This is a genomic window from Haloquadratum walsbyi C23, from assembly GCF_000237865.1.
GTDB lineage: Archaea > Halobacteriota > Halobacteria > Halobacteriales > Haloferacaceae > Haloquadratum > Haloquadratum walsbyi.
Genome location: NC_017459.1, coordinates 191,109 through 212,590, shown reverse-complemented (window position 1 = coordinate 212,590; position 21,482 = coordinate 191,109). Strand labels below are relative to the sequence as shown.

The following is a 21,482-nucleotide window of genomic DNA, read 5'->3' as shown; positions in this document are numbered from 1 at the left end:
GGATTAATTCGGCCCATTACACCGTTCGTGAAGTACCGAAAGTAGTTGTCATTGAGGATGCTAATCATCCTCAACTTTCGTATGAGTGAGAGTATCGATCATTTCTGAAAGCGTTTTTATGTCGTACTGTCCTGGCGCAGTTGCATCTGTAGGATTGACGGGTGCATATCCGATTCGTGACCCATACAGAGGAGCAACTACTCGAGTATGTTGACCAAGCGCTCCCATCGCCATTGTGGCGACAGTATCACCCCATTGAGATGCCTGTTCAGTCGCGGCGAGCACACGAAGGGCATCACGGTGTGTCTGCGCCGTCACAGCAAGCTTTCCAATATCGCCAAGTTGTGCGGCTGTGTGAAGACGCTCGTGAAGCACAGACTGTTGAGGTGTTGAGGTGAAATCATGTGTCGATGCAATTATAACTGCTCCGCTGTTGCGAATATCGCGAGCAACTCTCTTTCCGTGTTGTGATTTCAACGTTTCCAATTCAATATCAACGGCAATAACAGCATCATGTTTCGCTGCCGTTATCAGCATCTCAAGTCGGTCTATGGTCTCACCATCATAGGCTCCACCTTCCCACTCCGGGCGGTTGGTCACTATCAATGGAAGTGAACTACTGTGATCATATGCTGATATTGCAGTAAGCGGATCTGGAAGTGATGTGTCTGCATATGCAAGGTCAAGTCGGAATTCGACTATATCAGCATAATCACTGGCAGCAGGCTCATCACTGAGATCTGCTGTTGCAGCGGCGAGTTGAAACGTGTCAAATGAGACCGCTTGTGTCGATGTCATTTGGCTTGAAGCGATATGTATACTATGTTCATAATACGGATGGGTTCAATCATATCACACCAGATTCTATTATTATTGATATCCCTGAGTGTGAAATGTACACTTGCTGAGAATAGTTCTTACGAATATCGATAATCGCCGTATAGTCGTCTTGAGAGTAATAATTGAATGTATATGTTTATTTATATTTATATTCATATTCATATTCATGTTTTTGCTTGGGTTTGGATTTGGATTCGGATATGGGATTTAATATTTTTATACCAGTTTGCTCTCAAGATGGTATCCTGTGCGAGTGTGAGGAGAGACAGCCAGAATTTAAAGACGACCAACGTATCATATAACCATTATGAAACCCGGTTTGCGTCTAGATATAACGGTATCTTATGTGGCTCCAACTGCGTCTTTCGCCTCAAGAAGCTCATGATATCGGTTTCGGATTGTTACCTCAGAGATATCGGCTACCTCACTTACTGCTGCTTGTGTTGTTTTTTCATTGGTTAACAGCGCCGCAGCATACACTGCCGCAGCAGCAAGTCCAACTGGGGACTTTCCTGAGTGCACGCCCTTTTCTTTTGCATTCTGTAATAGTTGACGCGCACGAAGCGTTGATTCATCCGAAAGCCCAAGTTCAGAGGCAAATCGAGGAACGTATTGCTCTGGATCCGCAGGCTTTACCTCTAATGATAGTTCTCGGGCAATGTATCGGTATGTCCGTGCAACCTCACTTTTTGGAACTCGTGATACCTCTGCAATCTCATCGAGTGACCGGGGCACACCAGCCATTCGTGCAGCCGCATAGACACATGATGTTGAAACGCCCTCAATTGACCGTCCAGGTAGTAGATCTTCATCGAGCGCCCGACGATAAATCACAGAAGCCGTTTCACGAACATTTTCGGGAAGCCCAAGCGCTGAGGCCATTCGATCAACCTCACCAAGTGCTTGTTTGAGGTTTCGCTCCTTTGAATCACGAGTTCGGAATCGTTCATTCCACTTTCGGAGTCGTTGCATCTTCTGTCGCTGATTTGAGGATAGAGAATTGCCATATGCATCGCGGTCTCGCCAGTCAATATTTGTCGAAAGCCCCTTATCATGCATTGTATTTGTTGTTGGGGCGCCAACACGGGACTTCTGGTCTTTTTCTTTTGCATCAAACGCACGCCATTCAGGACCACGATCAACAGAGTCCTCCGTAATCACGAGACCACAGTCATCACAAATTGTCTCTCCATGCTCATCATCAGCGACAACATTGCCGCTGCATTCTGGGCAGACAAGACTTTCACTTGTTGTCTCCTCTTCTGACTCGGACACAGACTCTTCTTCAGATTCTTTTTCGCCAGGGCGAACCCATCGTTGTCCAACAGTACCACCGTCAGTTCGAATGCGGTCGTGTGCACTGTTTGTTGTTACTTCTGATTCATTATTCGACTCGACTCTCGTTCTCGCGTTCTCGCAAGTGTGTGTGGTTTTCTCGCTCATCGGTATAGAGACGAATGCTTTGAGTTCGTTGTGTAATCTATATGTGGATGTCTGAATCTGATTGCACGGCTCGGAATTGACAGATATCCGAATGATATACTATCGTGCGAATGACTGAGTGAACGACCGCAGACACCCCAAATGACGAGAGACCCAAAGCAGTTCGTACCGGAATAATTGAGTCAACTGATAAAAATAGTTCGGAATACGATTCCATACAAGTCATGTACGACGATATGCAGTATCGTATATGTCATCAACATCTGATGCGACACCACGTGTTGTTGCTGCTGCTCCGAGTGCGAGCGCAATCATTTCACATATGGGGGCAGCTGATATTCTTGTCGGGGTTACCGCACATTGCTCAGTTGACCGTCCTGTTATTGGTGGGTGGCTTACTCCTGATTATGCTCGTCTTGAGACACTCGATCCGGATATTATCTGCACCGCTGATGCACTTCAAGCATCGATCCGTGATGAACTCCGTGACCGTGGCTACACTGTCTGTCATCTTGAGCCCAATACCCTTGATGGAGTTATCAACTCGTTTGAGACACTTGCTGAGGCAATTGGTCGACCAACAGTCGGGTCAACCCTTGCAACACAAACACGTGAACAATTGAACACCGTCCGTCATCGCGTTGCGAGTAACTCAACAGTGACCGTTTATGCCGAAGAATGGGCGGATCCCCCGATGGCGGCTGGTAATTGGGTACCAGAGGCAATTGCCGCTGCTGGTGGACATCACCCATTTTGTGATCCTGGCGAACGCTCTCGTGAGGTCACACAAACGGAGGTTGAGAAAGCTGCTCCTGATCACGTCGTGCTTCATCACTGTGGTCATGGAACACATACAAACGCAGAGGCATTTCATGAGAGAGGGTGGGATATTGATGCATCAGTCCATGTTCTCGATGATGATCTGTTAAATCAACCAAGTCCAGCACTATTTGAGGGGATTGAGATACTTGCCGAGCGACTGCACTCAGAGAGCTGAACTCGGTATCCTCAGCATGTGAACTTTCTCCAGGAGAGTTGTCTGACCGTCTGGGCATAGGGATTGAGTCGAACTGTATCCAGATTTGAGGGCAGGTCAGGGTAGCTTCAGTATCTGCTGAGACATTTATCACTTCCCATTGACAGAACCAACAGGAGAGATAGCGCTGAGTCAGTATCGTCAGTCAGGATTCGTAATATATCAAACGGATACCAACAGATCATCAATCCATCATAGAGGTATTATTAACAATTGCTTCAGCGAGCGTGGAGACAAAATTAAGATGTGTCTAGAGAATCACATGCTGAGCATGAGCAGTAGGTTTGACAGACAGAATTTGCGCAATTAGGACTTTGAGCGGTACAATACTCGCGACCATGGGTGATCATTAGCACGTGCAGTGAGTACTTGAGATCATCCGGAACCAGTTCGTTTAATTCAGTATGTGCTCGCTTATTTGATGCAGTTGAATCAAGAAGCCCAAATCGTTTTGCAAGCCGCTCAACATGCGTATCGACAGCGAACGTTGGCTTTTCAAAGTGAAAATTCAAGACAACACTTGCTGTTTTTGGACCAACTCCTTTGATATCAGTAAGCCACGACTGAGCTGCCTCGGTTGATTGATTAGCGAGAAACATAAGTGTATATTCACCACCTGTTTCCTTACGAATCGCCGTCAACGCACGCTGGATTCGAGCTGCTTTTTGATTTTTTAACCCTGCAACTTCGATAACATCTGCAAGTTCTTCATGTGGTGCGGTCTCCATTGCTCTATAATCTGGATATGCTTCAAATAGTGCGTGTGTTGCACGGGCAGTTTGGGCATCAGCGACACTTTGTGAGAGAATCGTTCCGAGAAGTTGTCGAACACCATCTGTAGTATGTGCTGGGTCTGGACGTTCATGTAAAGAGACAAGATCGCGGTGCAGTTCGCGAATATCAATATCCATATCAACAAATAGAATCCGATGGGCAATAACGCCTCGACTGACAGTGAATATATCTCTTATATTGGGCGGACTGTGCCGGATTATTTAGGTGTGTGGCGATACAATATATCATACTGAATGGATTCAAGAGAGAGACCATCGTCAGTTATGAAATCAAAACAAGACGGTGTCAATCTCAGCGAAGGCAGCGAAAATAGATATCAAGTACATCGATGTACGGTTGATATCAACTCTGACACAATCAGTGATACTATTGATATAAGTATGAATTTTGGATGTACCGATATCAGACATTCCAATGATCAACTAATCTGGTGGAATCATCCTAGTGCTGGCACTGATATAGCTACCACTGATACACGTGGCCCTGACGAATATGATGGATTTAACAGCAATAAGCAAAAGACGAGAATACTACTAAAGAAATGACACAATTAGAAAGCAAAGTGATCATGAACGCACCGCTGACGCAAACACTCGCGAGGAAACAATGAGCGATGATGACGGAAACAGTGAAGAAGAAAAAGATAAATCCCGTATCTCAGATCCGATTCAATCGCCAATACCAGAGTTTGATTCTCCCCAACCAACAGACGAAGATGGGTATCCTACTGGCGAGCCTGTAATTGGTTGTTCGGAGTGTCAGTCTGCGCTTCGTGAGGCAACACGTGAAACAACTGCATTTTTGTTATTAGATGCACTCACAATCCCGATTGTCGGCTGCTCAGAGCATCGCGAAGAGTTTGCATCAATTTGTGGGTTGACGAGTGATGAGGCTGCCCAAGTCGTCGAGTACCTGCCTGCTGGAGGCGTTAATTGCCCAAGTTGCCAACTTGCACCACGCACACCCAATCATCCCGTCATTCCTATTGGAAATGGTGGAGTCGCGATTCTTGCATGCTCTGAGCATCAATCAGAGCTTGTTAATCGATTTCAGACTGGACTTGCAACGCGTGACCAGCTGACCACTAGTCTTGACGCTATACGCTGAGGCATATTGATTGTGCATCCTTGACATCCTCCCTGAAGAGCGGGACTTTCTCCTGGTATTTCCCTAAATCCGTATTCGACTCTTCATGATCGAGGGTACATATTGATATAGAAGTCACAATATAGCGGTTATAGACATCGCATACTTTCACTTCAGGAAAGTGAAAAACGAACGCGACAGTGGAATCAATAATGGATACAGATTCATACTGCTGTCATTCACAGTATGAGTTAATGACAAGTAAGTTGACGAAGCGCAATATACTTCGGCTATTCAGTATCAGTACTGTTGGTATCCTCACAGGGTGCATGACAACGGCGTCTGAACCAGATGAGCAACAAATTGCAGTTCCCGATGAACCGCCGTGTGCTGATGACCTACAGATTAGACAAATCGGAGCCACAGTCGGTGGTGGAACACGTCCGGTCGTTGAGTTCCGGATAAAAAATCAGGGATCAAAGCCAATTAAATACGAATTACAGGTTATTTTTGAACAGGGAACCTCATTGGGAATTGATGCCCGAACTGGGCGGTCAACTGTCTCAGGAACGCTTAGTGCAGGAGAGGCAATCATACAACAAGTGAGTGATGATGCGCGAGATATCCAAAATACTGATAGTTATACTGTGAATGTCGCGGTTACCTGTCCAGATAAGCAGACATGACAACGTTCAGCGGACTTAGCTTACTCAGGAAGGTTGGCTTCCTCCTTCGGGACCGTGAGACACCAGCAGGACGAGCGACAAATGCGTCATTATACGTACTTAATATCATCTTTATCAGTCTCTACGTTATCTCAACATATGCCGTTTCAACACCCTATATCACACTTATTCGTGTTATTGAAATTGGTCTTGGAGTCGTATTTCTGATTGAGTACGTTGTTAGAGTGACCTCCGCATCGAATCCAAAAGCAGAGATAACAGATCCATACACAATTGTCGATTTGATTGCAGTTATTCCGGTATTCGTTATTTTCGGACCTGATATTGGATTTCTTCGGGGACTTCATATCTTGCGTGTGTTCCGGTTTCTCCGATTGATAATGAATGAACAGCAGGTATTCGGCAAATCAATTGAGAGGCGGACCATCCGACAGTTGGAGGTATCGACGACGATTCTACTGATATTTGTTGTTGCGACTGGATTTATTTACGCTGTTGAAGCTCCAACAAATCAAGCGATTTCAAACTTTGGTGACGCATTCTATTATACCGTGATTGCTGTCTCAACGGTTGGATTCGGTGATATTGTCCCACAAACAGTCGCAGGACGATGGGTCACGGTTACCTCAGTGCTTGTTGGATTCGTGCTTGTTCCCTGGTTAGTGAGTCGATTACAAACACCTGAACGGGATCTCACCACAGCAGACCGAATTAAGTGCCCACACTGTGATGGAAGCGTCGTCGTCGTTGATCAATATTGTCGTCACTGCGGCTATGCACTTGATAATAATACCGATGCTGAAAGATGAATTTGAATAGAACCGTTGATAGAACTCTATTATAATTCCGACTCCAATTGCGGTGAGCGCGCATCGTCAGACACGGAAATAGTGTGGATCCGAGTACCGACTATAATAGATCCATTCGCGGTCAATGGAAATACACCCCTAAGTCTAATTGTCAGAAACTAAATACCTGGTTCTGATCTAGCCAAGCCTGTGGGCGCCACCAGAGGCTTAATTGCCTGTGTGAGATCTCTTTTATGAAATCGTTATTTGATTTGACCCCAAAAAGTATCAATAGACTATTATTTAGAGATAGCTGATATTGGAATTTCATTTGTATCGTTGCCACGGGTCGGAAGTTGCCATGTGGTATTAGAGGCATCTGCCATCGGCTGCGGTGTTGAGATTATCTCAAACGTTTTATTATGCACAGCAGGGGTACCAAGTGCTGCGAGGAGTACTCTGGCGACGTCAGCTCGGGAGATTGTTCCCCACAAATTTGTCTTTGATTCTGCCTCAGCAATGGTGGCGATATCGGTTCGTGGTCCATTGGTCAAGACACCAGGTCGGAGGATCACATGTCGGAATGATGCGTTTCGAATTGCCGCCTCTGCATCGGCTTTTGCAGCCTGTATCGGAGCAATAACTGTATTAAATAGCATTGCGAGGGGGTTTGCTGAATTATCACCAACACCAATTGCTGACTCCATACAGAATACATCAACATCAGCAGAAATGGCTGCGTTAACAAGCGCACGGGTGCCGGCGCCATCAACAAACCGATCAGCAGAGCGAATATCATCAACTGTGGACCCAACTGTGCTAATGATTGCATCGACATTTAGGAGTGCACTCTCAAGATCATCTGGGTCAAGTAGGTTATCGACAACAACCTCATCAGCGCCCGCTTGATAAAGCATTGATCGTTTTTGTTCTGATCGGGTAAGAGCCCGGACAGTCGGAATGCGCGATCCAGCAAGCCGCAAAACCGCACGACCGGTATCACCGCTTGCACCGGCAATAAACAGTGTCTGTGGTGGCGAGTATGAATCAATAGTTGGGTCGCTCATATGTAATAGTTCATTTCAAGCGCGAAGAGTCTGCGGGGATTCAGCAAACTCATATGAACGACTGGTACTGGTGGGCGCCTTGATGAGTCTTTCAGTCTGAGAAATTAGAGATGTTATTTCAGAAAGACTGGGGAGAAAAGGTATGATATGTCAGCAATCGATGCCAGAGATATCTCGAAACGGTACGGGACGGTAACAGCACTTGATCGTGTCAGTCTTACTGTTGAATCAGGTGAGATCTTTGGATTCCTTGGACCAAATGGTGCAGGAAAGTCGACATTCCTGAATCTTATGCTAGGATTTACGCACCCATCAGCAGGCTCGATCAGCGTATTTGATTATGACTGCCAGCATGAGGGCGTGATGGCTCGTGAGCGTATCGGCGTTCTACCGGAAGGATATGACGTTATTGATCATCTGACCGGTCGACAGCATATCGAATATGCAATTGAAGCAAAACAGATTGATGATAATGCTGACCCACTGAATGTGCTTGATCGGGTGGGTTTGACCGAAGATGCCGGGCGAATGGCAACTGAATACTCAAAAGGTATGAAACAGCGACTTGTCTTAGGAATGGCACTAACTGGTGAGCCAGACCTTCTTTTACTTGACGAGCCAACTGCTGGGTTAGACCCAACAGGTGCTGCAGAACTCCGTTCAATTATTCGCGAAGAAAACGAGCGCGGTGCAACAATCTTCTTTTCCAGTCATGTGCTTGAACAGGTCGAAGCCGTCTGTGACCGAGTTGGGATTCTTCAGAACGGTACATTGATCGCTGTCGATACAATCCAAGGACTCAGAGGCTCTCTTGGTGGTGGAACGAAGCTCGAAATTACGGTTGATTCACTACAAAATGGGACGCTTAATACAATCCAGGAAATCGAAGGGGTCGAGACAGCAGTGACACCGGATAACTCGACAATTGAGGCAACATGCACGAATGATGCAAAGATGGATATCCTTGTTGGACTTCGAGATGCAGGCATTGATGTCGTTAATTTCCGGACACAGGAAGCATCACTTGAGGATATGTTCATTGAATATACTGAGACTGACCAGTTTCACAATAATAATACGAATCACGACAATGCAGATCATGGAGTAACAAACGCTTCCGGTAAAAAGAAAGAAAGCAATCATGGGTCGCAATCGGGAGAGCAATCAGAGCCAGCAGAAGAGTCAACCGCAGAATCGGAATCGGGGTTAGAATCAGGAGTTCCGTCAGAATGACATCGCAATGGCAGCAAGTCGCGCGACAAGACTGGTCACAGGCGGTTGAGCAACGAAGTGTGAAAGTTTTGCTTGCGTTACCAGTCGTTGTAATCCTGTTATCCGCATATCTTTATCCGGTAATATCTCAATCGCCAATCACGACTGGACGATTCGGGAGTTTTGTTCGGGGGCTACTGCGTGTGGTAATACCGATTGTTGGCGTATTACTTGGATATAATGCTATTGTCGGTGATTTTGAATCAGGATCGCTGTTACTCATGTTATCATTACCGCAGCGTCGTCGAACAATTGTATTTGCCCGATACATAGCACGTGCTGGATTGCTAATTATCCCAACAGTCATTGCAGTCGTTGCTGGGGCAGGGCTGGTTGTGTACCCACTTGGATCATTTGAGCCACTTAGCGTAGTGATGCTAATTAGTATTATTGCTGGTTTCAGTGCCACTTGGGTTAGCGTTGGTGTCGCAGCCTCAACGCTCGTTGCAACAACTCGTCGAGCACTTGGACTTGGATTTGCAACAGTGATTTTATTTGCAATCGTATGGGATACCATTGAGAATGTACTTCGCGGGGTATTATTGAGCACTGATATTATCTCTGGGAGGCTTCCAGAACCGATTCAATTTGTATTTGCACTTTCACCAGGAAATGCGTTCTCAACGCTGATTACTGGGTTTGTTGATACAACACAAGAGGTTACAGGTGCGTGGTATCTAAGTGAGTGGATTGCAGCCATTGTGCTACTCGCCTGGGTTGTTGGTCCACTAGCAATTGGTGTGTTTCGATTCGAGCGGAGGGATCTACAATGAGTGAGTGGGGTTGGCGTATCGATACCACCGGATGGCAGAGTGTTGCTCGAACCGACGCACGGCGAGCTCGGAGAACACCGACGATATTAGTTCTTTTGAGTATTACTATCATCACCTCGATTGGATACAGTATAGCCTATACATACGTTGGACCTAGCGAATTGACATTTATGGGGTTTCTTGATGGGATTACTACACTGCTTTCGTTTATTATCCCAGCCATTGGCTTGCTTCTCGGATATAAATCAGTTGCTCATGCACGGAATACGGGGAGTATCTTACTTGCATTATCATTTCCACAGTCGAGGGCGGGATTGATTATTGGAACTGTAGTTAGTCGATGGGCGCTTCTTGTTGGGGCAATCAGTGCCGGATTGACCCTCAGCGGGGCGATTGCTGCTATACTGTATGGAACTAACGGAATCGTTGCATATCCATTGGTTATCCTGATGACGCTATTGTATAGCGCTGCATTTATTGGAATTGGCGTTGGTATTTCGACGCTGACCACAAGTGAGCGCTGGATCACGCTCAGCACATTTGGAAGTTATTTTTTATTAGTCATTATCTGGGATGGATTGACGACAGCAATACTGCTTATCTTGCATCGATTTAATTTCAATATCCTAGCTTCGCCTCCGGACTGGACGCTATTATTTCAATTACTCAGTCCCGAATCATCGTATAATCTCCTTTTGCGATCGAGTGTCGGTATTGATGTTGCCGGTGAGTATGTTGCAAATACTGCACCAACATATATTGGATGGTGGATTGCGGTCGGTGTGCTGATTATTTGGACGTCACTCCCAGTTATATTTGGGTTCTACAGATTCCAGACAGCCGATCTATAGGGTAGTATCAGTTATAACTCTTCAGCAATCGAAACACAACTTCTCAGTAAACGACCACGGGTCGGGTCGGGTGACCCGTGGCTTTTCTAAGTCCCTCAGCCTACGTCTTAGATCTACACAATATGTGATACAACTCTAATGAGTCAATATTAGATAGCACGAGGTGAACGGCACAATACACTTACTGACGCGTCATCTACATTTATTCGCTGCGTCGTCGCTGCTGTTGGAAAGAGTAACCCGACAGCAAAACGACTCGTGGCGAGACGCAGCGTGTCATAGTTTGGCTTGGTTGATCGTCACACTGCCCAGCCAGAGGCGGGCGTTCCTCCATCGGAACGAAAATATCTGGCAACACTATCATAAAGTGTCTTGTGTTTTGTTTCTCATAGCCATACCAGTTGTTGGGACCTGTAGAATAATGTATACAAGATGAGCGTCATGACAATTCAATTTCCACAGAGTGGTTACCAGCACTAATAACATATTAATCGGATTTCATGAGAAGACGCTCCATGCGCCGTTCAAACGTTGCATCCGAGATATCACCGATAACATATTGACGACGCAACGAAGCAAGCGCACGTGTTGTCTCAATGGAGAGATCGCGTTCAATACTCGCAGGCATCGGCGTGAATCTTGCCGGGAGATGAAAAACACTGATTGGTGGGATTATTTCCTCAACTCTGGCAAATACGGTTGCAAGCTGATAACTTTCAATCTGCATAATCCATTGAAATAACGCCCACAGAAGGCTCATTACTGAGGCAATCCAGAGTATCGCAAAGACTCCAAGCGCAATAATCGCAGGGATAGCGACATCAACAACAAGTTCAGCGAGCGGGGTCGCAGTGATGATTCCTGAGGTAATCGCGATTATTAAATATACAGTCGTAAGTGCAGAAAGTCCAATAGAGAGTACTATACCAAAAAGAGCAACCCACAGCAGTCTGGCGCTGTGTTCTGACATTATCATTGGTATTTGCTTCAAGTATCTATTGATTATTATTTCGAGTCCAGAATATACCTACTAATATCTATCCCGACATGATTAGTAACTCATCAGCAGTTATGTGATTTATCAGTTATATAGAGGTATATTACATGCACCCGATGGTATCAACTACCAGTTGATATGCCAATATACATAATCACTGCTTAGTTTTAGAATTGATTCGCCAATTTTGGGAATACACAATTGGATTCGGAATATTAAATACTATTGAGACAATATGTAATTATGATGAGTGATGATTCCGAACCATCCGATGGTGTGTCGGTCTCGATGAGCCTTTCCGGGGAGTATAATGAGGTTATGTCTAAACTCCGGATTGACACGACAGGTGCGGATATACTTGAGCCATTACTTGCAGATGCCGAGGCAGTGCTTGAGGCAGTAGAACAACTTGATGGTGGCACTCGAAGCGTCGTTGCCGAACAACTCACAGACGAGTCATCATTATCCGATGATGCTGACGCCGTAGTAACATTGCTACAGGTTCTTGAACGGTATGAGTTGGTCCACCTAGATGGTAATACATGGAAACCTGGCGCACGATTACGCGAGTGATAGCCTAATTGATCATAATGATCAGATAGCGTTAATTATACTTCGATAACATCCAATAGGAGTGGGCTCGGGCGGATTTGAACCACCGACCTCTTCCTTGTAAGGGAAGCGTCATAACCACTAGACCACGAGCCCTATTAACTCATATTTGTATTTTGTATTAATATATACTCATGTCATTACGTTTCTACACATGAGATCAGCCGTACGTTTCTAGTCAACCCACTCGCGGTTATAACCGTTTTCAATTTTGCATAGAGCCATCGGTGATCGAACAATAGAATAACGTCTGATATATCAGAGTCTGAATGTCGACACTGTTAGGGCACGGAGGTCAACACTCAAGTATATGAACAGGACGTTATTTTTGCGGGCTGTCATCGTGGCAATCGGTGTTCTTGTTGTCGGGATGATAGTTATTACAGTTATCCCCGGAATCGGACCAACTGGCGAATATGACAGTGAAACAGTCAAGATTACTGATAACAAGACGGGTAACCAATTGGAGCGTGTCTCTGTGCGTATTGCTGATACGCCGCAAAAACGGTATACGGGATTGAGTAACACAGAATCGCTTGCGGAAGATGAAGGGATGTTATTTATTCATGATAGTGAAGATCGTTATGGATATGTAATGCGCGATATGTCATTTCCGATTGATATCATATTTATTGATGCAACAGGAACGATTACACGAATATATCACGCAAAAGTGCCGACAGACACGACGACTGATGAACTTAACCGATATTCAGGGCGTGGGAGGTATGTGCTCGAAGTATCATATAATTATACAGAAAGACATAATATCACAATTGGTGACGAAATACAAATTAATCGTCAATAAATTCAATTCAGAATAACATTACAACTCTAACCTGGATACTGACCCAGACAATGTTGTGCGGTATCTGTTGTTTTTGATTTAGGCACGACAGGCACGACAGCCACGACATTACATGCTAACTGTTCATACTCATTGTGAGATTAATCGCACAGTCGGTGACACTGGGAGTCTCTCCAATGGCTAAGTATAGTGCCCCGTTCTTTTCTGTAAACTGTCTTGGAGTCAGACCCCGTAGCATCCGTCTTGTAACTCTGTGAATTTGGCGAGAAGACAGCAGGCTAAATGGGTTCCGTGCAAATTTATCAACATGAACAATGTTCCAGATGAAGAGCAAGTCGGTGATAATCAAACAGAGGAGGCTGCAGAGACACACGCCGGAGGAGATCAATCAATATCCAAATCAGCGAATAATAAATATGAGAATGTTGATACAGTAGCTGATAACAACACATTAGACGGTCTCAGCGAGTTGGAAGGATGGAGCGTCGACACATATGCAGCTCGCGTTCATTATCAGGGGGAGAGTGATCGATATAGTATTGAGTTCTACGCACCCTCAAATTGTGTGCTTTATTGGAAGGTCAAAGGAGATGGAGAAACGGCAGTTCCAGTCGGTCGGATGACTGTTCCAGACCCACTGCGGACGCGGATTCGATCTGATCTTGCAGATGCAGGGATCGATCCTGCAGTGGAAGATCGAACACTATGATTGTTTACACACATTGTCTTGGGGGTTATTCCCGGTCTCAGCAACCGTTATCCGACCTGAACCCTAAATTATAGTGATGGATGCGGTCCCTGCAGATGATGATGATCCGTTCGAGTCACAGCGCGAACGCGTGTCAAATCCAATGCGACGGCTCTTTTCGACATACGGTCGCGAAAACATACCAGCAATAGCTGTTGGTGTTATCTCAAGTATTGCTGCTCGTGTTCTCGACCTCCTTCCGCCAGTTCTACTTGCAGTCGCGGTGGATGCAATATTTCTCGATGAGCGGACATTCTCATTATGGTTCGTTCCAGCAGCATGGATACCGACCGACCAGGTCGGGCAATTATATATTTCCGTTGCGCTTATTGCCGGAGCATTCTTTGGTGCTGCGGGATTTCACTGGACGCGAAACTGGGGATGGAATGCGTTCGCTCAGCGTGTCCAGCATGCGGTTCGAACAGATACATATAATGAAATGCAGCGGCTGAGTCTCTCATTCTTTGCTGATAAGCAAACCGGTGAGATGATGTCAATTCTCTCGAATGACGTGAATAGATTAGAGCGGTTTCTCAATGACGGGATGAATTCAGCATTTCGGCTTGGAGTGATGGTTATTGGTATTGCTGCGATTCTATTGTATTGGAATTGGCAACTTGCACTTGTCACCCTCAGTGTGGTCCCACTTATTGGGTATTTCACCTATCGGTTTGTGAAGATAATTCAGCCAAAATACGCCGATGTCCGTTCATCAGTCGGACAGTTAAACTCTCGTCTTGAGAATAATCTTGGTGGTATTCAAGTTATTAAGTCTGCACACACTGAAAACTTCGAATCAGACCGAGTTGATGATACTTCTCAAGAATATTTCGACTCAAATTGGGATGCAATCAAAACACGGATCACGTTCTTCCCTGCATTGCGTATTCTTTCTGGGGTTGGATTCGTCTTGACATTCCTCATTGGCGGGGCATGGGTATTGACATATCAACAAACTGGTCAAGCACCGCTTTTCTTCTCAGGATCGCTAACGCCAGGCGAGTTTGTTGGATTTATCCTGTTTACACAGCGATTTATTTGGCCGATGTCACAGTTCGGTCAGATAATCAATATGTATCAGCGGGCGTACGCTTCCGCAGCGCGAATCTTTGGATTGATGGATGAGCCTGCGCGGATTGTCAACGACCCTGATGCACCGGCGCTCGATGTTGATACAGGCACCGTTCAGTACAGTGATGTCACATTTGGGTATGAAACCGATGAAGAGCCGACAATCAAAGATATTTCCTTTGAAATTCCAGGCGGTGAGACGCTTGCACTCGTTGGTCCAACTGGAGCTGGAAAGTCAACGGTACTAAAACTCCTGCTTCGGATGTATGACGTTGATGAGGGGGCAATTACAGTTGACGGAACAGATGTTCGTGAGATAACAATCCCAAGCCTTCGAGAATCAATCGGATATGTGAGTCAAGATACGTTCATGTTCTATGGGACAGTGGCAGAGAATATTCGATATGGGACATTCAATGCCTCTCGCGACGAGATTATTGATGCTGCAAAAACAGCAGAAGCACATGAATTTGTTATGAATCTCCCGGATGGATACGATACAGAGATTGGCGAACGAGGGGTCAAACTCTCTGGTGGACAACGACAGCGACTTTCAATCGCACGCGCTGTTCTCAGGGATCCCGAGATTCTCATACTTGATGAGGCAACCTCAGATGTCGATACTGAAACAGAAATGTTGATCAAACGATCGATAGAGCGCCTGACTGCTGACCGAACAACATTCAGTATTGCACATCGACTCTCGACAATTAAAGATGCAGATCAAATCCTTGTGCTCGATGATGGAGAGATTGTTGAGCGTGGGACACATACTGACTTGCTCGGTGCTGATGGGCTCTATGCACATCTATGGGGTGTTCAAGCAGGCGAAATTGAAGAATTACCTGAAACGTTTATTCAACGAGCAACACAACGCGCTTCACAAACATCGATTGAGACTGATGCCGCAGATGACTGAATCGACCATATAGTAACTGACGCTATTATTTTCAAGTGCGTGCTATTTGTTATGACATACACAGAGAGTGCCATATATTGCACTTTGCTGAATAAATGTATCAGTACGTACGATATGAGGTAATGAAGGTGATTATTAAATGTAAATGATGATAAAATTTAGAAACACACAAGCATGTTGTGAGTGTGCTCGATGACATCATTATGTCTGTATGATATCATTCGTCACTTTCTTCATCGGCTTCTGGGAGTTGATCATGCAATTGTGGTACTGTTGTTGTCAACTCACTGGCAAGCTCGTCGGCCGTATTAATCGATGAAAGTAATTCTTCAACTGACTCAACCTCCGAGCGAAGTTCATCAGGGTCATCAAAGGCATCTGCACGAGTCCCGACAACAAAGGTCTTTTTCGCCTGTCGAAGGTGCTCTTCAGCATCGCCTGCATCAAGCGCTGAGCGAAGTCCATTGAGCGCTCCAAGCACATTATCGGCATTAGTCTGCCACATTGAGGCGGCATCTGGGAGTGCTGCATGAGCGTTATCAAGATGAGCCTCAACCTCTTCACGCATTTCTTCTGCTGCTTCGCCAAATAAGTCATCGTCGCTAAGCGTACTTTGACTGCTCATACGCCTGGATTAGACGCCAAGATTTATAAAGACATGTCCGAGTGCGAAAGTGAATATGACACCGAATTATATGATGAATTTGGTTTTGCTGTCAGGATGAATCATCTGTGGGTGACTCAACGGCAACAATCTCCATGAGTGGATAATCACCATGCATTGTCATCTGCGTTTGCACCCGACAGCGGTTATATTCAATCTGCATTGTTACATCAAGGAACTTTCCAGTCAATTCAGTGTACTCGGCGGACTGTTCAGCAAGCGCAGTTTCAAGACGGTCAGTCCTCACAGTAACGCTGACAGCCTCACAGTGTGGTTGATTTTCGATTGCATCTGCAATCGCATCTTCAAGAGTCGATGCACTGGCTGGGCTCACAGGAGTTCCAGCGAACTGATGATAGAGTGTGCCGAATTTGATACCGGCTTCAAAACATGCTTCCTCGGCGGTCGTTGCTGCAGTAGTCTGCATATGTTTGTCCTCCGCGGTCATGTACGTGAGTTAGTATTGGATATAATGATGCTTGTTGCTATCGCTATGAGTCTTAGAGACTCAAGAGGATTCGAACCGAGGATTTCTTAGCCACGCCTGTCTCAATAAGAGATGAATGGACGAGCCGGTTTTGTTGACGGGAGCTAGTGGGCGGGTCGGTGAGGCAATTTTACGTCACGCTGGTGAAGATTTTGCATGGCGGTTGTTTGACCGCGAACCCGTCCCGCGGGATCGCCGCCCCTCAAGAGTTGCTGCTGACGATGTATTTATATCCGATGTTACAGACACAAATGCGCTTATTAATGCAATTGAAGGATGCAAAGCAGTTATTCATCTTGCAGGTGATCCACGCCCTGAAGCACCATGGAAAAGCGTCTTAGAGAATAATATCAATGGAACACAGGCTGTGTATGAGGCTGCGGTCAACGCTGATGTTGATCGGTTTATATTTGCTTCATCAAACCACGCTGTTGGATCATATGAAACAAACGAACGAACACCAGCAATGTACCGTAGCGATGATACATATCGTCTTGATGGAAGAGAGCTCCCACGACCAAGTAATCTCTATGGGGTGAGCAAGGCAACTGGAGAGATTATTGGGCGATATTATCATGATAACCATGGAATTGCCGTTGCAAATGTCCGTATCGGGAATCTGACTGAGGGTCATCCACCTATCGACTATGAGCGAGGGCAAGCGATGTGGCTCTCATATCGAGATTGTGCGCATTTATTCTCGCGGTGCATTGACGCAGAGTATGAATTCGAAATTATTTATGGGATCTCTGACAATGACCGGAAGTACTACTCGATTGCACATGCAAAGGAGACACTTGGATATAACCCACAGGATAATTCCGCGGAGTGGCAAGGTAAAGAACGGATAGTAAAAAAGGGAGAATAGATGTGATACCGATAGATACCCTCTTTTTGTTGATATGCCCGCTAGTAATGAGTGTCTTTTATCATATGTTGCTTGATCTCATCGTAGGAGTTATTATATAAAGATAGCGTCCCTCTCAGGAGAGAAAAAATATCAATCAAACAACCCATCTATATCCTGTTCACGCTGTCGTCGCCGTTCAACATGGTTATACAGTCGATCATAGATTAGCCGACGGTGGTCGGAATCACGAACGAACACAGAAAGTGTTCCAATGAACCCATCTGATTCGGTATGTGTCCGAGAGTTAGTCCCAACTTCGTCATGACCATACTGGATTGCATCAGCAATAATATCAGTATCAACATCTTCAAGATGAGATGCAATCGCGGAGGCTGCATAACCGATTGCATCAAATCGAAGCGTTGCTACTGTCGGTCGTTCTGTATCAATGTACCATGAGGGAACGCGGCGGCGCTCAATGACCACAGGGTCACTACTGAGCGTCGAAATGTACTCACAAAGCTGATTATGAACGATTGATGGCTGTGAAGTTCTTATCGCAGCGAGTTTTGTGCTTGCATTACTCGCGGCTGTTGCTGCTGAGACCCAATTGTGGGTTTCTGCATTATCAATCGCTGTTGCTGATTCCTTGAAAGCCATACACACGGTCTGATCATCAGTTGAAAGATCTTCCTGTTGATATATTAGGTGACATGCAGTCTGCGCAGGGCGATATTCGCCAGCATTGAATAACACGGCAGCAGCATAGAGTGTCTCATCCACAGTGGTAATATACAATCGAAAAACAATACGCTGTCGACAGTGTTCGATATAAACCGGCGACGAACGTATGAGTGTTCACCACATGGTATTATATGATGACTCGGACGCACGTCACCTGTGTGAACTGCGGAGAAGAGTTTGTTCGTGGAGGAAACTACCACGGTAACTACTGTCCGGAGTGTCACGAAGCGTGGCTAAGCGAGGAACCAGATTACGAGGGCGAGACGGATGAAGGACCACGACCGTTTGGTCATCGCTCACCATCATCAGCCGAATCGGAATCATCAACTGGTACCGAAGATGGAGATGAGAGCACTAACAATGACAGTAATACCAGTAGCGCTTCCTCAGGATTCAACGCGAACGAATAACACAGCTATCAGCTCTATCGGCTATACTGATAAGAACACTATTGCTTTGACATCCTCCACCCCTGAAGGGCTATCCCTTGCTCATAATTCAGTCTCAACAGGTAAGGTCAATTCATTGAGACCTGAAAAGAAGTAAGCGATCAGAAAATTCATTTCTTAGGATCAACAGCACGCGAAACAAAATAACGGCGAGAAACCTACCGATGGAACTATCGAGAGATAGATTGACCTGCAGGAGATGCTGCTGAATGAGAGTTGCTCATTCAGCATCAAGATCGTATCCCTCTGCCCACATGCGAAGTTTCTGCAATCTCTTCCACACTGCCTGCCAGCCTAGCGGAGGGTCTGAGCTGCGATTAAGATACCCGCCTCAAGATAGATCCTAAACAATTCATTGCCTATGATTGATTAGTTGTATCTACATCATCTGAGTGTGAAGATGACGCAATTGTGACCACCGAATCACCTGTTTCAGCACGGATGAGTGAATCAGCAGCAACGGCTGCGATTGAGAGTGTTCCCTGGCGAACGTTCGTCTCAATTGTCACTGTTGCCTCCACCGCAGCATCAGCGTTTTCGATAGTGACAATCATCCCATCCGTGAGATCATGCTTCTTCGCGTCTGTAGGATGGAGTTGGACTTGGGGATTTTCTTTTTCAGTTTCTCCATATACTTCACTTGTCCGACCATTTGTTAAAAGTGTAAATGTTTGCGCAGAATCATCTGTGACCACAGGAATTGGTTGAACGGTACCGAATGACATTTTCCCATCCGAAGTCAGAAACTCTTTGTCGTATAGACGACTATCCGTATGGAATGGCCATTGTTGTCCATCGACACCAACATCTGTATACGAAATACCTGCATGTGGTGGGCTTACTTGTGTCAACTCAGTAAACACTGCCTCGATATTTTGATAATCAAATGTCTCGCCAATGAGCCGACGACCAAGGTCAGAGAGAATTCGAAAGTCAGTACGAGCCTGCCCTGGTGGTGCTTGTGTCTGTGTGAGGCGTTGAACGCGGCGTTCAAGATTTGTGACTGTTCCGCGTTTCTCGACACCTGTCGCTGCTGGCAGAACCACATCTGCATGTTCAGCGGTTGTGCTCCATAGTGGGTCAATAACAACTAGCGTGTCAAGGGAATTCAGTTGATCTTTGACCCAGCTTGGGTCGCGTTTTGACAGTGCTGGATTTTCACCGACGACAAGTGCTGCATGAATATCATTACCAAATCCATCGAGTAATGCCGTTGCAGACGTCCCCGGGGTCGATGGGGGGTCAATACCCCAGACATCACCAACGCGAGCACGAGCTTCAGGATTTTGAATTGATTGGTTTCCAGGAAGGCGGTCCGGCACACAGCCGGTATCCGTCGCTCCCTGTTCATTGATAAGACCACGGAGGACAATCACACCAGATCCGGAACAGCCAAGATTTCCAGTGAGTCCAAGAAGATGTATCAACGCTGCTGGCGCATTAGGGTCCGGCTGGTTGGTCTCAGTATGACCGCTTTCATCGACACCAGTACCGGTGAGCGCAATTACATGATCTGCATCAATAATCGCCTGTGCAACACAGTGGAGTGATTCAGCGTCGATATCTGCGGCAACACGTGCATCATCAGCATCAAGCGTCATCAAAGACTGTTGAAACCGCTCAGCATTTCGAGTTCGCTCAGAAAGAAATGTCTCATCAATACCACCCTGTTCGACTATTATCGTGCTCAGTAGATCGAAAACAGCAGCATCATAACCCGGTCGAGGAGCAAGATGGATATCTGCAAGTCGAGTCGTTTCATTTCCAACAGGGTCAATATGAATGAGTGTTGTACCCTCCGAGACAGCCGGCCGAATAAAACTATTAAATGCAATCGGTTGTCGATCGGCTGGATTTGCACCAGCGGCTATGATAACATCCGCGTCGAGTATTTCATCGAGGCTTGTCGATGTTGCTGGATATCCAAGGCGACTGGCAAGTGTTCGTGTTGTCTCACGATGACAGTGACGTGCGCGATTGTCGATATTATTCGTTCCAAGTGTTCGTGCCAGCTTTTGAAGCAAATAATTCTCTTCATTTGTGCAATGAGGTGCGCCAAGAAATGCAAGCGCATCTGGACCATGTATCTCACGAACTGCGCTAAATCGGTCGCAGATAGTTTCATATGCAGTCTGCCATGAGATACGGCGCATATGAGTTGAGTCCGTGTTATCAGTTGGTTCTGTCTCAGGAAGTGCACATCGGGGATGTATCAATCGACCCGTCTCAGGATTATCAACACCCGTCTTGGCTGCTGTCTCTGGATCATCAAGGCTAAAATCAAATGCATTAATCCCCCGGCGACAAAGCCGACCATTTGGATTCGCTGGACCATTAACTCCTTTTGCACGACCTGTCCTGGATGTGTCCTCTCGACGGCGGAGCCGACAACCAACGCCGCAACGTGGGCAAATGGTCGCAGAATTATCTGATGCGTTATTGGTCATGGTGTGGCAGGTATAGTCGTATATTGATGAATTATAGTTGTGATATACA

The 21,482-nt window shown here is 45.9% G+C and carries 22 protein-coding genes and 1 tRNA gene; 13 read left to right on the top strand and 10 right to left on the bottom strand.

Going from position 1 to position 21,482, the window contains the following annotated elements; all coding sequences use genetic code 11:
- Positions 1–60 precede the first annotated feature (60 nt).
- The gene (locus HQRW_RS00890) at positions 61–798 is read right to left on the bottom strand and encodes a type I 3-dehydroquinate dehydratase (protein WP_014555080.1); all 738 of its coding nucleotides are present in this window, start codon (positions 796–798) and stop codon (positions 61–63) included.
- A gap of 384 nt (positions 799–1,182) precedes the next feature.
- Positions 1,183–2,283, bottom strand: a complete 1,101-nt coding sequence (locus tag HQRW_RS00885) for a transcription initiation factor IIB (protein WP_011570448.1) — start codon at positions 2,281–2,283, stop codon at positions 1,183–1,185.
- 250 nt (positions 2,284–2,533) lie between these two features.
- Here HQRW_RS00885 and HQRW_RS00880 point away from each other — a divergent pair, with 250 nt between their 5' ends.
- Positions 2,534–3,280 (top strand): helical backbone metal receptor, encoded by a 747-nt coding sequence (locus tag HQRW_RS00880; protein WP_014555079.1) that lies wholly within the window; start codon positions 2,534–2,536, stop codon positions 3,278–3,280.
- 278 nt (positions 3,281–3,558) lie between these two features.
- Here HQRW_RS00880 and HQRW_RS00875 read toward each other — a convergent pair whose 3' ends face one another.
- Entirely contained in the window at positions 3,559–4,230 is a 672-nt protein-coding gene (locus tag HQRW_RS00875) for an endonuclease III domain-containing protein (protein ID WP_014555078.1), read from the bottom strand.
- Positions 4,231–4,720: 490 nt separating this feature from the next.
- Here HQRW_RS00875 and HQRW_RS00865 point away from each other — a divergent pair, with 490 nt between their 5' ends.
- The 3 genes from HQRW_RS00865 to HQRW_RS00855 all read left to right on the top strand — a co-directional run bounded on the left by HQRW_RS00865 (position 4,721) and on the right by HQRW_RS00855 (position 6,695).
- Positions 4,721–5,221 (top strand): hypothetical protein, encoded by a 501-nt coding sequence (locus HQRW_RS00865; protein WP_014555076.1) that lies wholly within the window; start codon positions 4,721–4,723, stop codon positions 5,219–5,221.
- 233 nt (positions 5,222–5,454) lie between these two features.
- Entirely contained in the window at positions 5,455–5,886 is a 432-nt protein-coding gene (locus HQRW_RS00860; RefSeq protein WP_231852379.1) for a hypothetical protein, read from the top strand.
- The gene (locus HQRW_RS00855) at positions 5,883–6,695 is read left to right on the top strand and encodes an ion transporter (protein ID WP_011570442.1); all 813 of its coding nucleotides are present in this window, start codon (positions 5,883–5,885) and stop codon (positions 6,693–6,695) included. Before HQRW_RS00860 ends, HQRW_RS00855 begins: the two co-directional genes overlap by 4 nt.
- 278 nt (positions 6,696–6,973) lie before the next feature.
- Here the strand turns inward: HQRW_RS00855 and HQRW_RS00850 are convergent, their stop codons facing one another.
- Entirely contained in the window at positions 6,974–7,741 is a 768-nt protein-coding gene (locus HQRW_RS00850) for an NAD(P)-binding oxidoreductase (protein ID WP_014555074.1), read from the bottom strand.
- 147 nt (positions 7,742–7,888) lie between these two features.
- Here HQRW_RS00850 and HQRW_RS00845 point away from each other — a divergent pair, with 147 nt between their 5' ends.
- Genes HQRW_RS00845 through HQRW_RS00835 form a run of 3 tightly spaced genes read left to right on the top strand, consistent with a single transcriptional unit; the run spans position 7,889 to position 10,637 of the window.
- Positions 7,889–8,974 carry an ABC transporter ATP-binding protein gene (locus HQRW_RS00845; protein WP_014555073.1) on the top strand — a complete coding sequence of 362 codons (1,086 nt, stop codon included), beginning with the start codon at positions 7,889–7,891 and terminating at the stop codon, positions 8,972–8,974.
- Complete coding sequence (locus HQRW_RS00840; protein ID WP_014555072.1) at positions 8,971–9,786, top strand: ABC transporter permease subunit; 816 nt, start codon at positions 8,971–8,973, stop codon at positions 9,784–9,786. Before HQRW_RS00845 ends, HQRW_RS00840 begins: the two co-directional genes overlap by 4 nt.
- Positions 9,783–10,637, top strand: a complete 855-nt coding sequence (locus HQRW_RS00835; RefSeq protein WP_014555071.1) for an ABC transporter permease subunit — start codon at positions 9,783–9,785, stop codon at positions 10,635–10,637. The genes HQRW_RS00840 and HQRW_RS00835 overlap by 4 nt, the downstream gene beginning before the upstream one ends.
- 487 nt (positions 10,638–11,124) lie before the next feature.
- On the opposite strand, the gene HQRW_RS00830 is transcribed toward HQRW_RS00835, so the two are convergent.
- Entirely contained in the window at positions 11,125–11,613 is a 489-nt protein-coding gene (locus HQRW_RS00830) for a gas vesicle protein GvpG (RefSeq protein WP_014555070.1), read from the bottom strand.
- A gap of 267 nt (positions 11,614–11,880) precedes the next feature.
- Between HQRW_RS00830 and HQRW_RS00825 the strand changes: the two genes are divergently transcribed.
- Positions 11,881–12,207: a hypothetical protein gene (locus tag HQRW_RS00825; RefSeq protein ID WP_014555069.1), complete on the top strand. Its 327-nt coding sequence runs from the start codon at positions 11,881–11,883 to the stop codon at positions 12,205–12,207.
- Positions 12,208–12,269: 62 nt separating this feature from the next.
- On the opposite strand, the gene HQRW_RS00820 is transcribed toward HQRW_RS00825, so the two are convergent.
- Positions 12,270–12,342: transfer RNA gene (locus HQRW_RS00820), tRNA-Val, on the bottom strand.
- Between the two features lie 214 nt (positions 12,343–12,556).
- On the opposite strand from HQRW_RS00820, the gene HQRW_RS00815 reads away from it, so the two are divergent.
- From HQRW_RS00815 to HQRW_RS00805, 3 genes are all read left to right on the top strand, one after another.
- Positions 12,557–13,054, top strand: coding sequence for a DUF192 domain-containing protein (locus tag HQRW_RS00815; RefSeq protein ID WP_014555068.1), 498 nt, complete (start codon positions 12,557–12,559; stop codon positions 13,052–13,054).
- Positions 13,055–13,445: 391 nt separating this feature from the next.
- Positions 13,446–13,763: a DUF7538 family protein gene (locus HQRW_RS16035; RefSeq protein WP_425433056.1), complete on the top strand. Its 318-nt coding sequence runs from the start codon at positions 13,446–13,448 to the stop codon at positions 13,761–13,763.
- A 76-nt stretch (positions 13,764–13,839) separates the two neighbouring features.
- Positions 13,840–15,792, top strand: a complete 1,953-nt coding sequence (locus HQRW_RS00805; RefSeq protein ID WP_011570433.1) for an ABC transporter ATP-binding protein — start codon at positions 13,840–13,842, stop codon at positions 15,790–15,792.
- A gap of 217 nt (positions 15,793–16,009) precedes the next feature.
- On the opposite strand, the gene HQRW_RS00800 is transcribed toward HQRW_RS00805, so the two are convergent.
- Positions 16,010–16,417, bottom strand: a complete 408-nt coding sequence (locus tag HQRW_RS00800; protein WP_011570432.1) for a DUF5790 family protein — start codon at positions 16,415–16,417, stop codon at positions 16,010–16,012.
- 91 nt (positions 16,418–16,508) lie between these two features.
- Positions 16,509–16,883 (bottom strand): dihydroneopterin aldolase family protein, encoded by a 375-nt coding sequence (locus HQRW_RS00795; RefSeq protein WP_014555066.1) that lies wholly within the window; start codon positions 16,881–16,883, stop codon positions 16,509–16,511.
- A gap of 136 nt (positions 16,884–17,019) precedes the next feature.
- Between HQRW_RS00795 and azf the strand changes: the two genes are divergently transcribed.
- Entirely contained in the window at positions 17,020–17,811 is a 792-nt protein-coding gene (azf, locus tag HQRW_RS00790) for an NAD-dependent glucose-6-phosphate dehydrogenase Azf (RefSeq protein ID WP_011570430.1), read from the top strand.
- A gap of 132 nt (positions 17,812–17,943) precedes the next feature.
- On the opposite strand, the gene HQRW_RS00785 is transcribed toward azf, so the two are convergent.
- Positions 17,944–18,576 carry a hypothetical protein gene (locus tag HQRW_RS00785; RefSeq protein ID WP_014555065.1) on the bottom strand — a complete coding sequence of 211 codons (633 nt, stop codon included), beginning with the start codon at positions 18,574–18,576 and terminating at the stop codon, positions 17,944–17,946.
- A 92-nt stretch (positions 18,577–18,668) separates the two neighbouring features.
- Between HQRW_RS00785 and HQRW_RS00780 the strand changes: the two genes are divergently transcribed.
- Positions 18,669–18,947 carry a DUF7564 family protein gene (locus HQRW_RS00780; protein ID WP_231852378.1) on the top strand — a complete coding sequence of 93 codons (279 nt, stop codon included), beginning with the start codon at positions 18,669–18,671 and terminating at the stop codon, positions 18,945–18,947.
- A gap of 398 nt (positions 18,948–19,345) precedes the next feature.
- Here the strand turns inward: HQRW_RS00780 and HQRW_RS00775 are convergent, their stop codons facing one another.
- Complete coding sequence (locus tag HQRW_RS00775) at positions 19,346–21,433, bottom strand: molybdopterin oxidoreductase family protein (protein WP_014555064.1); 2,088 nt, start codon at positions 21,431–21,433, stop codon at positions 19,346–19,348.
- Between the last annotated feature and the right edge of the window lie 49 nt (positions 21,434–21,482).

What these genes read in the sequence shown, in the direction of transcription:
- HQRW_RS00890 (WP_014555080.1), bottom strand. Translation starts at nt 798, where the DNA reads ATGACATCGACACAAGCGGTCTCATTTGACACGTTTCAACTCGCCGCT.
- HQRW_RS00885 (WP_011570448.1), bottom strand. Translation starts at nt 2,283, where the DNA reads ATGAGCGAGAAAACCACACACACTTGCGAGAACGCGAGAACGAGAGTC.
- HQRW_RS00880 (WP_014555079.1), top strand. Translation starts at nt 2,534, where the DNA reads ATGTCATCAACATCTGATGCGACACCACGTGTTGTTGCTGCTGCTCCG.
- HQRW_RS00875 (WP_014555078.1), bottom strand. Translation starts at nt 4,230, where the DNA reads ATGGATATTGATATTCGCGAACTGCACCGCGATCTTGTCTCTTTACAT.
- HQRW_RS00865 (WP_014555076.1), top strand. Translation starts at nt 4,721, where the DNA reads ATGAGCGATGATGACGGAAACAGTGAAGAAGAAAAAGATAAATCCCGT.
- HQRW_RS00860 (WP_231852379.1), top strand. Translation starts at nt 5,455, where the DNA reads ATGACAAGTAAGTTGACGAAGCGCAATATACTTCGGCTATTCAGTATC.
- HQRW_RS00855 (WP_011570442.1), top strand. Translation starts at nt 5,883, where the DNA reads ATGACAACGTTCAGCGGACTTAGCTTACTCAGGAAGGTTGGCTTCCTC.
- HQRW_RS00850 (WP_014555074.1), bottom strand. Translation starts at nt 7,741, where the DNA reads ATGAGCGACCCAACTATTGATTCATACTCGCCACCACAGACACTGTTT.
- HQRW_RS00845 (WP_014555073.1), top strand. Translation starts at nt 7,889, where the DNA reads ATGTCAGCAATCGATGCCAGAGATATCTCGAAACGGTACGGGACGGTA.
- HQRW_RS00840 (WP_014555072.1), top strand. Translation starts at nt 8,971, where the DNA reads ATGACATCGCAATGGCAGCAAGTCGCGCGACAAGACTGGTCACAGGCG.
- HQRW_RS00835 (WP_014555071.1), top strand. Translation starts at nt 9,783, where the DNA reads ATGAGTGAGTGGGGTTGGCGTATCGATACCACCGGATGGCAGAGTGTT.
- HQRW_RS00830 (WP_014555070.1), bottom strand. Translation starts at nt 11,613, where the DNA reads ATGATAATGTCAGAACACAGCGCCAGACTGCTGTGGGTTGCTCTTTTT.
- HQRW_RS00825 (WP_014555069.1), top strand. Translation starts at nt 11,881, where the DNA reads ATGAGTGATGATTCCGAACCATCCGATGGTGTGTCGGTCTCGATGAGC.
- HQRW_RS00815 (WP_014555068.1), top strand. Translation starts at nt 12,557, where the DNA reads ATGAACAGGACGTTATTTTTGCGGGCTGTCATCGTGGCAATCGGTGTT.
- HQRW_RS00805 (WP_011570433.1), top strand. Translation starts at nt 13,840, where the DNA reads ATGGATGCGGTCCCTGCAGATGATGATGATCCGTTCGAGTCACAGCGC.
- HQRW_RS00800 (WP_011570432.1), bottom strand. Translation starts at nt 16,417, where the DNA reads ATGAGCAGTCAAAGTACGCTTAGCGACGATGACTTATTTGGCGAAGCA.
- HQRW_RS00795 (WP_014555066.1), bottom strand. Translation starts at nt 16,883, where the DNA reads ATGCAGACTACTGCAGCAACGACCGCCGAGGAAGCATGTTTTGAAGCC.
- azf (WP_011570430.1), top strand. Translation starts at nt 17,020, where the DNA reads ATGGACGAGCCGGTTTTGTTGACGGGAGCTAGTGGGCGGGTCGGTGAG.
- HQRW_RS00780 (WP_231852378.1), top strand. Translation starts at nt 18,669, where the DNA reads ATGATGACTCGGACGCACGTCACCTGTGTGAACTGCGGAGAAGAGTTT.
- HQRW_RS00775 (WP_014555064.1), bottom strand. Translation starts at nt 21,433, where the DNA reads ATGACCAATAACGCATCAGATAATTCTGCGACCATTTGCCCACGTTGC.